Source organism: Amycolatopsis sp. WGS_07, assembly GCF_045278895.1.
Classification (GTDB): Bacteria; Actinomycetota; Actinomycetes; order Mycobacteriales; family Pseudonocardiaceae; genus Amycolatopsis.
Window position 1 is genome coordinate 6,029,504 of record NZ_CP136053.1, and the last position, 10,580, is coordinate 6,040,083.

Consider the following 10,580-nt stretch of genomic DNA (forward strand, 5'->3'; position numbering starts at 1 on the left):
GGATGGGCGTGTTCCTTCCCGGAGCGTCCACTGTGGACCAGTACTGGCGGAACCTCGTCGAGGGCGCCGACGCCGTCACCGAGATTCCGGAGGACCGCCGCGACCCGGCGTTCCACGGGCAAGACAGCTCCGCGCCGGACCGGACTCACGGCAGGCGAGGCGGGTTCGCTCCGGACACCCTCGAATTCGACCCGGCCGCGCACGGCGTGCCGCCGGCGTCGCTGGCCGGGATCGAGCCGGACCAGCTGACGGCCCTCGCGGTCGCCGTGGCCGCGGTGGACGACGCCGGCGGTCTCAGCGGGCTCGGCGACCCCGAACGGATCGGCGTCGTGCTCGGCCGGGGCGGCTATCTTTCCCCTGGGCTGCAAGGATTCGACCAGCGGGTCCGCACCGTCCGGCAGATCGCCCGCACGGTCGGCGAGCTGGTCCCGTCCGCCGGGCCGGACGTGCTCGGCCGGCTGCGCACCGCGCTGCGGGAAACCCTGGGCGAGTTCCGGCCGGAGACCGCCGCCGGGCTGGTGCCCAGCCTCGCCGCGGCCCGCGTCGCCAACCGGCTCGACCTCGGCGGCCCCGCCTACACCGTCGACGCCGCGTGCGCGTCGTCGCTGGTCGCGGTCGACCAGGCGATCGGGGAACTGGCCCGGGGCCGCTGCGACGCCGTACTGGCCGGCGGAGTGCACCAAACGCACGACGACACGCTCTGGTCGCTGTTCACCCAGCTCGGCGCACTGTCGCCGAGCCAGCGGATCAGCCCGCTCTCGCGTGCCGCGGACGGAATGCTGATCGGGGAGGGCACCGCGATCGTCGTGCTCAAGCGGCTGGCCGACGCCCGCCGCGACGGCGACCGCGTCTACGCCGTGCTCCGGGGCAGCGGCACGTCGAGCGACGGGCGCGGAGCGAGCTTGCTCAGCCCGTCCGTCGCGGGCCAGACCCTCGCGCTGCGCCGGGCCTGGGACGGCATGGACCCCGCGGAGATCGGCCTGCTGGAGGCGCACGGCACGGCCACGCCCGCCGGGGACGCGGCCGAGCTGACCACCGTCGCCGAGGTGTTCGGCACGACCGGCGGCCCGCGCGCGGTGATCGGTTCGGTCAAGTCGATGATCGGGCACACGCTGGCGACGGCCGGGGCCGCCGGGCTGGTCAAGGCGGCGCTCGCGCTGTACCACGAGGTGCTTCCGCCGACGCTGCACTGCGGCGACCCGAACCCGTTGCTCGACAAGACGCGGTTCCGGGTGCTGGCCGAAGCGCAGCCGTGGGGCGCGCTGCCGCGCGTGGCCGCGGTCAGCGCGTTCGGGTTCGGCGGCGTGAACGCGCACCTGGTGCTGGGGGCGGGCGACCCGGCGCCGAAACGGAAAGCCCGCGTCACCGAGCCGGAGCGCGTGCTGCGGCTGGCCGCGCGCTCTCCGGAGGAACTGCTGGAACGGCTCGACCGGCCGGGGGAGCCGGGGACGGGCGGTGCCGGATCGGGATCGTCGGCCCGGACGAGCGCAAACTGGCCATGGCCCGCAAGGTGATCGGCAAGGTGGCGGCCACCGGCCGGGCGTGGCACAGCGCCGACCTCTGGTGCACCGCCGATCCGCTGCTGCCGCACGGGAAAACCGTGTTCCTGTACCCGGGGCTGGAGGCGGACGCCGAACCGCGGCTGGCCGACGTCGCCCGGCACTTCGGGCTCGACCGTCCGCGCTGGTCGACGGCGGACGTGCCGGCCAGGGCGGCGAGCGTGGCGGCGGCCGGGCTCGTGCTCGACCAGGCGTTGCGGCGGCTGGCGATCCGCCCGGACGCGCTCGCCGGGCACAGTGCGGGCGAGTGGACCGCGATGCAGGCCGCCGGGATGTACCGGCCGGAGCCGGATCTCCTCGACCGGTACTGGCCGGAAGGATTCGAGCTGCCCGCCGCGGACTACCTGGTGCTGGGCTGCCCGGCCGGGCGCGCGGCCGAACTGCTCGCCGGAGATCTCGTGATCTCGCACGAAAACGCGGCGCGGCAGACCATCGTGTGCGGTCCGCCGGACGCGGTGGCCGCGTTCGCCAAGACGTGCCGCGGCAAGGGGATCGTGGCCCGGACCCTGCCCTTCCGGTCCGGCTTCCACACCCCCTTGATGCGGCCGCATCTGGCGCCGTTCGCCCGGCTCGCGGAGGAGCTGGACCTGCGCGAGCCCGCGGTGCCGGTGTGGTCGGCCACCTCCGCGCGGCCCTATCCCGCCGAGCCGGACGCGATCCGCCGGCTGTACCTGGAGCACCTCGTGCGCCCGGTCCGCTTCCGCGAGCTGACCGAGGCGCTGCACCACGCCGGGTTCCGCGTGTTCGTCCAGGTCGGCGCCGGCCAGCTGGGCTCGTTCGTCACCGACACGCTCGGCGACCGGCGGCATCTGGTCGTCGCCGCCGGATCCGGCACGCGCTCCGGGCTCGCTCAGCTTCGCCGGGTCGCGACGGCCTTGTGGACCGAAGGCGGCGCACCCGATTTCGCAGCCGCAGAGCCGCGCCGGATCCGGTTGAACACCGGCCGTCCGCTGCTGTCGCTGGGGGAGCGGGCCCGCGGGCTGCTCGACGACCGGAGCCTGCCGGAGCTGCCCGCGGGAGTGCCCGACGCGGTCGCCGCGGAGTTCACCGCGCTGCTCGACCAGACCCGCCGGACTGCGGCGGACGTCGTCGCGGCTGCCGTCCAGCGTCCGGTCGAGTCCACTGTGGACGTATCGCTGGCCGCGATGCCGTACCTGCGCGACCACCGGTTCTTCCGGCAGCGCGACGGCTGGCCTGACGAGACCGACTTCCGGCCGGTCGTGCCCGCGACCACGCTGGTGGATCTCGCCTGCCGGGCGGTCGAACGGACCTGGCCGGGCGCCGCGGCGGCAACGGTGCGCGACGCGGTGTTCTCGCGGTGGCTGATCGCCGCCCCGGCCCAGCGGGTGCCGTTGTCGCTCAACCGCCGGGGCGACCACGTGACTGTCGAGATCGGGCCGTACGCGCTGCTGACCGTCGAGCTGGGGCCGTTTCCGCCAGCGCCTCCGCGCGCCGGAATCCCCGCGCCGGAGACCCCGCCGCCCTTGGCCGCGGCCGAGATCTACGCGCGCCGCGAGATGTTCCACGGCCCGGCGTACCAAGGCTTGGCCCGGTTGACCGGCCTCGGCGAACAGCACATCCGGGGCGAGCTGGTGGTGCCGTCCGCTCCCGGCGGGCTGCTCGACACCGTGGGCCAGCTGCTCGGCTGCTGGCTGATGGCGACCCGGTCCGACGGCCTGCTCGCCTTTCCCCGTTCGATCGGCCGGATCGCCTGGCACGAGGCGGAACCCGCGCCGGGCGTCCGGGTCGAATGCCTGGTGCGGACCCGGCTGCCCCGGCCCGACGTCCTGGAGATGGACGCCGAGCTGGTGCGCGACGGCCGGGTGCTCGCGACCGTCGAAGGCTGGCGGGACGTCCGGTTCCCGTGCGACCGCGCGGCCCATCGCGTCTACGCCTTCCCGGACCGGCACCTGCTTTCCGAGCGGCTGGACGGCGGGCGCGTGTGCGTCACCGACCGCTGGCCGACCGTTGCCGCACGCGAGATCTACGCCGGCGTCTACCTCGCCGCCGAGGAGCGCGCCGAATTCGCCGCGGTCCCGCCGCGCGAGCAGCGCGGCTGGCTGCTGACCCGGATCGCGGCGAAGGACGCCGTCCGCGCGGAGCTGGCCGAAGAGATCTACCCGGCCGAGATCCGCGTGCACGCCGACGGCCGGGTGTCCGGTCGCGGCCGCGAACTGCCGGACCTCGCCGTCGCCGTCGAGCTGAACGGGGACACCGCCATCGCACGACTCAGGAGCACGACATGACCATCGACCACGCTTCGGCTGTCTTCGACGTCGTCGCGGAACTGCTCGGCGAGCTGGTCGGAGACGCCGAGGTGCTCGGCGTCGAGATCACGCCCGGCACGACGTTCCACGAGGACCTGCACCTGGAAAGCATCGACCTGGTGACCTTCGCGAGCATCCTGGCCGAGCACTTCGGCGAGGACGTCAACCTCGCCGAGTACCTGGCGGAGAAGGATCTCGACGACGTCATCGGGCTGACGGTCGGCGACATCGCCCGGTTCGTGGGGGAGCGCACGTGCCCACGATGACGGTGAACGGGCTGCGCACCAACGTGCAGCTCGTCCACGCCGGCGGCACCGAGACCGTGGTGTTCCTGCACGGCATGGGCACCGACAGCCTCGCGAGCTTCTACCTGACGCTGGCGCCCCCGGTCGCGGCCGCGGGGATCGACGTGATCAGCTACGACCTGCGGGGCCACGGCAAAACCGAGCGGCCGCTCCAGGGATACACCCTGGCCGACTTCGTCGCCGACCTCGACGACCTGCTGCGCCAGCTCGGCATCGAGCGGCCGGTGCACCTGGTGGGCAACAGTTTCGGCGGGACCCTCGCCTACAGCTACGCGGTCGCCAATCCGGCGCGGGTCCGCAGCATCGTGTGCATCGAATCGGAGCCCGCGACCGAGGCGTGGGCCGGGAAGATGAGCGAAATCCTCGCGCACACCGTGCGTTTCCTGCAGGCCGAGGAAAGCTTCGACTGGATCGAGGCGAACTTCAGCGCGCACCACCGGCGGCTGGCGCGGCTGGCGGCCGAGCGGATCACGTCCACGAAGATGGCCGAGGAGGTCCCGCTCGGCCCGCTGCTCACCTGGGAGCAGGTGGCGGCGATCGGCTGCCCGGTGCTGTCCGTGCTGGGCAGCCACGGCTACCAGTCCGACGACCTCGAAGCGCTGACCTCGATGCTGCCGCGCGGCGAACTGCACGTGTTCGAGGGGCAGGGGCATTCGGTGCTCGTGGAACAGCATCGCGAGGTGCGCAAGCTGGTGCTCGAATGGATCGGACGGCACGCGGCATGAGGTTCCTGCTGGTCGTCCCGCCGCTGGCCGGGCACATCGCGCCGTTGCGCGGAGTGGCGGAGGAGCTTTCCGCGCGCGGCCATGAGGTGGCTTGGTGCGGGCCGTCGCCGGCGGTGTCCGGACTGGTCGCCGGGCGGGTCTTTCCGGCGGGCGACTCCCGGCCGTTTTCGGTGGCGTTGCGGCCGCCGGAGCTGCGCGGGTTCGCCGCGCTGAAATACCTCTGGGAGTCCTATCTGGTCCCGCTCGCGGACGCGATGGTTCCGGGAGTGCAGCTCGCGGTCGACGCTTTCCGTCCCGACGTCGTCGTGGCCGACCAGCAGGCGCTGGCGGGCGCGCTGGTCGCCGCGCGGCGCGGGCTGCGGTGGGCGACGTCGGCCTCGACGTCCACCGAACTGGCCGATCCGCTCGCGTCGATGCCGAGGATCGCGTCCTGGGTCGCCGGGCTCCAGACCCGGCTGTGCGCGCGGCACGGAGCCCTTGCCGCCGATCTGCGGTTCTCGCCGCACTTGGTGCTGGCGTTCACGACGCGGGCCTTGGCCGGGCAGGCTCGGGTGGCGGCGCCGGTCTGTTACGTCGGACCGGTGCTTCCGGCCGCCCCCAACGGATTCAAGCGGTCCTTTATGGACACTCGGCCGCTGGTCGTGGTGACTCTCGGAACGGCCAATGCTGCGGCGGGGGAGCGGTTTCTCGCCGAGAGCGTCGACGCGCTGGCCGGATTGCCGCACGTCCAGGGCCTCGTCGTCGATCCGACGGGCACGCTGGAGAGCGAGGAGGTCGCGCTGGCGTGGCGGATTCCGCAGGTCGAGGTGTTCGCGCAGGCGTCGGTGGTGGTCTGCCACGGCGGGCACAACACGGTGTGCGAAGCGCTGGCGGCCGGGCTCCCGCTGGTGCTCGCCCCGATCCGCGACGACCAGTCGATGCTGGCCCAGCAGGTCGTCGCCGCGCAGGCCGGGGTCCGGCTGCGCTTCGACCGCGCCCGGGCCGCGGACATCCGCGAAGCGGTCGAGGCGGCGCCGAAGTACCGCGAGGGCGCGGCGCGGATCGGCGCGTCGTTCGCCGCGGCCGGGGGTGCGCCGGAGGCGGCGGCCCGCTTGGAGGCGCTGGCCTAGGCGTTGTGCGGCAAAGGTTCCGGCTCGCACGCGTCCGTCGTCTCGGAGCGCATGTAGCCGGGCGCTGACGGCTAGGACCTAGCGGCGGTCGCGAAACGTGCGCGCCGCCAAGCTTCCGCCCACCGCTGCGGCCGCCGCCGCGATTGCCAGTGCCGCGGCGACCGACCAGCCGATCGGGCGGTTCAGCGCCAGCGCGCGGGTCGCGTCGATCGCGTACGTCAGCGGGTTGACCGCCGACACCGCGCGGACCCATTCCGGCATCGAGTCCAGCGGCATGTACGCGCTCGAGGAGAACATCAGCGGGAACATCACCACGAACGACGCGGCCTGGAGAGTCTCGGCCTTGCGCAGCCACGTCGTGATCGCGACGAACACCCAGCTCAAACACCAGCCGACGACCAGAGTCAGCACCAATGCCAGGCTGAGGCCCAGCACCCCGCCCGCCGGGCGGAAGCCGAGCAGCAGCACGCTCGCGGCCGAAGTCACGACCAGTTGCACGCAGAGCCGCGCGGAGTCGGCGAGGGTGCGGGCCAGCAGCACCGAGAACAACGAGATCGGCAGGCAGCGCAGCCGCGCGGTGAACCCGCTGTAGATCTCCGCGAGCAGGCCCGCGCCCGAACTCATCGCGGTCGTCATCGAGATGTTGACCAGCGTCGCGGGCACCAGGAAGTTCACGTATCCCTGGTACGCCGCGACGCTCGGCAAAGCCCCGACGCCGCTGAACACCTGGCTGAACAACAGGAGAAGCACGACTGGCTGCAGCAACCCGAAGAAGATCAGCCGCCAGTCGCCGAACGCGGTGCGCAGCGAACGCGCGGCGAGTACTCGGACCTGTGTCCAGAAGCCGGCTTCGGGCCACGCCGCCGGATCGGCGAGCCCCGCGACCGGTGCACGGTGACGGGACTGCGTCACGAGCCTGCCGCCGCCGAGTGCAGGGACAGGTACACGTCGTCGAGCGTCGGCTCGGTCACCGTCAGGTCCCGAAGCGGAGCCTCGGCCGCATCGAGCGCGCGCACCAGCATCGTGAGGTCGCCGGGGCCGCGCAGCGGGACGGTCAGCGTCAGGCCGGCGCAGCCCGCCGAGAGGCCGAGGCGGGACACCGCGTCCACCGCGCGCCGCACCGTGAGTTCGCTGCCGAGGGTCAGCGTCGCCGTGCGGCTGCCGAGCCGCGCTTTGAGCTGGGCGGGGGTTCCGGAGACGGTGACGCGCCCGAGGCCGAGGACGACGACGTGGTCGGCCAGCCGGTCCGCCTCTTCGAGATATTGGGTGGTCAGCACGATCGTGGTGCCGCGCGCGGCCAGCTCTTCGACGACGTTCCACAGCCCGGACCGGCTCACCGGGTCGAGTCCGGTGGTCGGCTCGTCGAGGAACAGCACCTCCGGCGCGCCCACCAGTCCCGCGGCCAGGTCGAGCCGCCGCCGCATGCCGCCGGAGTAGGTGCCTGCCGGGCGGTCCGCCGCGTCCTCGAGCCCGAACGACGCGATCAGTTCGGCGGTCCGCGCCCGCGCCTGCGCCGGGTTCGCGCCCAGCAGCCGCGCGATCAGCAGCAGATTCCCGCGTCCGGACAGGGCTTCGTCGACCGCGGCGAACTGCCCGGTGACCCCGATCCGCCGCCGGATCGCACGGCCGCGCCGGACGACGTCGTGCCCGCAAACCCGGGCGGTGCCCGCCGTCGGCCGGACGCGCGTGCTGAGAATGTCGATCAGGGTGGTCTTTCCGGCGCCGTTGTGCCCGAGAACCGCGAGCACCGTTCCGGGTGCGACGGTGAGGCTGATGCCCGCGAGCGCGGTGACTTCGCGGTACTTTTTGACGAGGTCCGTCACGGCGATGACCGGCGGGCGCATGGCCGCTCCTTCCCTTTCCCGGAAAGGTAGCGACGCGCGGCCGGGAAAAGCAAGAACCTCGCCGTCCGCTGTCCTGGGCGTAACAGTTTTCCGTTCGGCGAATAGCATGCGCGTGACAAGTGCGGAGGCGGGTGACTCTTTTCCCGCCGGGCATTCCGACCGGCGTGACAAGAAATTCTCCGGCAGTTGTTGCGACGGCAATCGCGGAGGTATTTTCCGGAAACATTAAACATTGTCCCGATTCCCCGAGGTGACGAGCCGTGAAGTTTCCGTGGAAATCGAGAAAACCGGCGCACGCGCTGGCCGTCGTGACCGTCGCGGGGGCCGCCGCGGCCGCCGCGCTGGCCGGGGCCGGGCTGTCGCAGGCCGCGTCGGCCAGCCTGACCCTGAACTACAGCTGCCCGTTCCCGCTGATCGGCGACCAGGTGCTCGCGGTGAAGATCGACACCAACCTGCCCGACAACGCGGTCGCGGGTTCGGCGTCCACCCCGATCAAGTTCGACGTGGACGTCACCGTCCCGGAGACCGCGACGGAAGGCCTCGCCCTGGTCGGCGCGACGTCGCTGGACGGCTCGGCCAAGGCGGCGGCCCAGCTGAAATATCCCGTCGACAAGACGCTGAACCTCGGCCTGCCGCTGACCATCCCGTCGACGCCGGTGCCGCCGTCCGGCGCGTTCCACGTCAAGACCAGCGGCCAAGCTCCCGCCGTGACGTTTCCCGCGCCTGGCACCGCATCCGTGACCGTCGGGAACTTCAGCACGACGATGACGCCGCGCAACGCCTCCGGCCAGCCGACCGACCTCGGCACGTTCACCTCGGACTGCGTTGCCGTCCCCGGCCAGAACCAGCAGCTGGGCACCTTCGAGATCAAGCCGGGCGGCGGCAGCACCACGACGCCGACCTCGCCGACTTCCCCCACCTCGTCGACCGTGCCGACCCAGCCCACTTCGCCGACCTCGTCGACTGAGCCGACCCAGCCCACCTCGCCGACGCAGCCGACGTCGCCCACCGAGCCCACGTCCGCGACCCAGCCGACTTCACCGACGCAACCGACCTCGCCGACTGAGCCGACCCATCCCACCTCTCCAACCCAGCCGACCTCGTCCACCGAACCCACGCAGCCCACGTCCCCGACGCAACCGACCTCGTCCACCGAGCCGACCCAGCCCACCTCGCCGACGGAACCGACCTCGCCAACCCAGCCGACGTCTTCGACTGAGCCCACGCAGCCCACGTCCTCCACCCCAACGACTTCCTCCACCGAGCCGACCCCACCGACCTCGCCGACTTCGTCGACTGAACCCACCCAGCCCACGTCCCCGACCCCATCCACGGAACCGACAACCCAGCCCACCACCACACCGCCGGGCACCACCGCGTTCACCTACTCGGTTCGCGGCAAGACGACGCTCAAGCGGCTGCACGCCACCCTGCCGCTCGGCCCGGGCAGGCTCGAAGCGAAGCTCGACGCGGCCGCGGGCAAGTTCGACGCCCGGTTCGCCCTGCCGAAATCGGACGTGTACTTCCGGCTGTTCGGCTTCCTCCCCGCCTCCGCGACGGTCAAGCTGAGCCAAGCCGGCCCGATCGACGGCACGCTCGCCGGCGGTGCCGCCAAGGCGAACGCGAAGGTGGACGTCCGGCTCGCCAAGGTGCGGCTGCTCGGCTTCCCGATCATGACCTCGTCCTCCTGCCGCACGAAGACTCCGGCCGAGGTGCCGCTCTCCTCGGCGTCCGGGTTCGACCCCGCCGCGGGCGGCAGGCTGACCGCGACCTACACCATCCCGGCGTTCACCGGCTGCGGCTTCCTGACCGGTCTGATCACCGATCTCGCCTCCGGTCCGGGCAACAACCTGGACGTGACGCTCACGCGGAGGTGAAGCGAAGCGGGTAAAACGCAGACCGGCGTGACAAGAATGCGGAAATCCTTGTGCCGCAACGAGAATCATCAGTAACTTCGGAAGGAACGTCTTCGATGAGGAAGTCCGGATGCCTGCGCTGACCCGGTTCTCGCTGCCGCTGGTTCTGGTGCTGGCCGCGTTCTCGCTCGGTTCGGCGCAAGCCGCGCCCGGCGAGGACGCGCCAGCTCCGGCGCCCGCCGCCGCCAACTTCCCGGTCGGCTTCTACGTCGGCGACGCACAGCAGCCGACCACCAGCCACGTGGCGAAACTGGGTTCGGACATCAGCTTCCCGCAGGGCCGGTTCGACGGCGCCCTGCTCGGGCTCAGCGGCCGCGTGCCGCTGACCGGCAAGCTCAGCATTCCGGTGACCGCCAGCTATTTCGTCGCTTTCCGGTTCATGCCCGCCACCGGCACGGTCGAACTCGTCCCGGACGGCGACGTCACCGGCACCACCCAGGTGCTGACCGGCAAGGACACCAACTGCAAGCGGACGGGGACCAACCTCTGCGCCGACTCCGCGGTCACCGCGAAGGTCTTCGTCAAGCTGTCGAACATCAAAGTGGACGGCAGGCCGCTCGACGTCGGCCCGGACTGCCGCACCGCGCGACCGGCCGAGGTGACGCTCAAAGCCTTGCTGCCGCTGGCTTTCCCCGCGTCGCCGACGAAGGTGACGACCACGTTCACGACGCCGCCCTTCGCCGGCTGCGTCGGCCACGAGGACCTCAGCCGCCTGTTCACCGGGCTGGTTTCCGGTCCCGGCAACACTTTGACGACCAATCTGGTGCTCCGGTGCGTCAGCAGCTCCGGCCCGCACGGGTGCGGGACGGCACCGTGACGACGCTGCTGGCCCAGATCCCGCGGCGCGCGGCGGGC

Annotated in this window: 9 protein-coding genes; 7 read left to right on the forward strand and 2 right to left on the reverse strand. The window is 72.2% G+C overall.

Going from position 1 to position 10,580, the window contains the following annotated elements:
* The first annotated feature begins 2 nt into the window (after window positions 1–2).
* Genes RPX00_RS28585 through RPX00_RS28605 form a run of 5 tightly spaced genes read left to right on the forward strand, consistent with a single transcriptional unit; the run spans window position 3 to window position 5,965 of the window.
* The gene (locus RPX00_RS28585) at window positions 3–1,514 is read left to right on the forward strand and encodes a polyketide synthase (RefSeq protein WP_406629978.1); all 1,512 of its coding nucleotides are present in this window, start codon (window positions 3–5) and stop codon (window positions 1,512–1,514) included.
* Window positions 1,499–3,805, forward strand: coding sequence for an acyltransferase domain-containing protein (locus RPX00_RS28590; protein ID WP_406629979.1), 2,307 nt, complete (start codon window positions 1,499–1,501; stop codon window positions 3,803–3,805). Before RPX00_RS28585 ends, RPX00_RS28590 begins: the two co-directional genes overlap by 16 nt.
* Window positions 3,802–4,092 (forward strand): phosphopantetheine-binding protein, encoded by a 291-nt coding sequence (locus tag RPX00_RS28595; RefSeq protein ID WP_406629980.1) that lies wholly within the window; start codon window positions 3,802–3,804, stop codon window positions 4,090–4,092. The genes RPX00_RS28590 and RPX00_RS28595 overlap by 4 nt, the downstream gene beginning before the upstream one ends.
* Entirely contained in the window at window positions 4,080–4,856 is a 777-nt protein-coding gene (locus RPX00_RS28600; RefSeq protein ID WP_406629981.1) for an alpha/beta fold hydrolase, read from the forward strand. Before RPX00_RS28595 ends, RPX00_RS28600 begins: the two co-directional genes overlap by 13 nt.
* The gene (locus RPX00_RS28605) at window positions 4,853–5,965 is read left to right on the forward strand and encodes a glycosyltransferase (protein ID WP_406629982.1); all 1,113 of its coding nucleotides are present in this window, start codon (window positions 4,853–4,855) and stop codon (window positions 5,963–5,965) included. Before RPX00_RS28600 ends, RPX00_RS28605 begins: the two co-directional genes overlap by 4 nt.
* Window positions 5,966–6,043: 78 nt before the next feature.
* On the opposite strand, the gene RPX00_RS28610 is transcribed toward RPX00_RS28605, so the two are convergent.
* Both RPX00_RS28610 and RPX00_RS28615 read right to left on the reverse strand, forming a co-directional pair.
* On the reverse strand, window positions 6,044–6,877 hold the full coding sequence (locus tag RPX00_RS28610; RefSeq protein WP_406629983.1) for an ABC transporter permease: 834 nt from the start codon (window positions 6,875–6,877) through the stop codon (window positions 6,044–6,046).
* Window positions 6,874–7,809 carry an ATP-binding cassette domain-containing protein gene (locus RPX00_RS28615; RefSeq protein ID WP_406629984.1) on the reverse strand — a complete coding sequence of 312 codons (936 nt, stop codon included), beginning with the start codon at window positions 7,807–7,809 and terminating at the stop codon, window positions 6,874–6,876. Before RPX00_RS28615 ends, RPX00_RS28610 begins: the two co-directional genes overlap by 4 nt.
* Before the next feature lie 260 nt (window positions 7,810–8,069).
* Between RPX00_RS28615 and RPX00_RS28620 the strand changes: the two genes are divergently transcribed.
* Window positions 8,070–9,686: a DUF6801 domain-containing protein gene (locus tag RPX00_RS28620; protein WP_406629985.1), complete on the forward strand. Its 1,617-nt coding sequence runs from the start codon at window positions 8,070–8,072 to the stop codon at window positions 9,684–9,686.
* A gap of 109 nt (window positions 9,687–9,795) precedes the next feature.
* Complete coding sequence (locus RPX00_RS28625) at window positions 9,796–10,542, forward strand: hypothetical protein (RefSeq protein WP_406629986.1); 747 nt, start codon at window positions 9,796–9,798, stop codon at window positions 10,540–10,542.
* Window positions 10,543–10,580 lie beyond the last annotated feature (38 nt).